This window comes from Micrococcus sp. HMSC31B01 (genome assembly GCF_001816085.1).
Taxonomy (GTDB): Bacteria; Actinomycetota; Actinomycetes; order Actinomycetales; family Micrococcaceae; genus Micrococcus; species Micrococcus luteus.
In genome coordinates, this window is record NZ_KV825030.1 from 1 (window position 1) to 501 (window position 501).

Sequence of the window (501 nt, forward strand, 5' to 3'; positions counted from 1 at the left end):
GGACATGGCCGCCTACGATGCCGCGGTGGCTGACCCGGCCACCCGCGACCGCATCGAGGCCGACGTGGCCGACGGGACCGCGCTGGGCGTGCAGGGCACCCCGACCTTCTTCCTGGACGGACAGATGCTCACTCTGAACACCCTCGAGCAGTTCCGCGCCGAGGTCGACGCCGCCGCCACGACGGACTGACCGGGCCCATGAGTGTCCCCGACACCGACACCAATTCACCCGTGACGATCCCCACGACCACCACCGACCGCCCTGCCGGTACCGGGCAGGCCTCCGACGTAGCGGGGATACCGACTGTCGCCCGGCACCGTCCGTTCGGCCTGGTGCTGTTGATCACCGGGGTGGTCGGCTGGGTGGCCTCGGCGATCCTGGTGCTCGAACGCCTGGAGCTGTACGAGGATGCCGGGTACATCACCAGCTGTGACATCAACCCCTGGGTGTCTTGCGGGAAGGTGATGGGGACCTGGCAGTCCGAGCTGTTCGGCTTCCCC

General features: G+C 68.9%; 2 protein-coding genes. Both read left to right on the forward strand.

The genetic code is table 11. From position 1 onward, the window contains the following. The coding region (locus HMPREF3105_RS03990; protein ID WP_168167990.1) for a DsbA family protein at positions 1-190 on the forward strand (190 nt) is incomplete at its 5' end. A gap of 8 nt (positions 191-198) precedes the next feature. Next, positions 199-501, forward strand: a 303-nt coding sequence (locus tag HMPREF3105_RS03995) for a vitamin K epoxide reductase family protein (RefSeq protein WP_305791324.1), incomplete at its 3' end; no start/stop codon positions are given.